At 64.1% G+C, this 376-nt stretch carries 1 protein-coding gene; it reads left to right on the forward strand.

All coding sequences use genetic code 11. From position 1 onward, the window contains the following. A partial coding sequence (locus NP777_RS47325) for an acyltransferase domain-containing protein (protein ID WP_256656391.1) occupies positions 1-376 on the forward strand: 376 nt, incomplete at both ends.

The following is a 376-nucleotide window of genomic DNA, read 5'->3' on the forward strand; positions in this document are numbered from 1 at the left end:
GGGTGGCGTTTGTTTTTCCTGGTCAGGGTGGGCAGTGGGTGGGGATGGGTGCGGAGTTGTTGGAGTCTTCGCCGGTGTTTGCGGAGTGTTTGGTTGAGTGTGCGGGGGTGTTGGATCCGTTGACGGGTTGGTCGTTGGTGGATGTGGTGCGTGGGGGTGTTGGTGGTGGTGTGTTGTTGGGGCGTGTGGATGTGGTGCAGCCGGTGTCGTTTGCGGTGATGGTGGGGTTGGCGCGGGTGTGGTTGGCGGCTGGTGTGGTGCCGTCGGTGGTGGTGGGTCATTCGCAGGGGGAGATTGCTGCGGCGTGTGTGGCGGGTGGGTTGTCGTTGGAGGATGCGGCGCGGGTGGTGGTGTTGCGTAGTCGGGCGATTGCGGC

Origin of the sequence: Streptomyces rugosispiralis (assembly GCF_024505145.1) — a bacterium.
Lineage (GTDB): Bacteria > Actinomycetota > Actinomycetes > Streptomycetales > Streptomycetaceae > Streptomyces > Streptomyces rugosispiralis.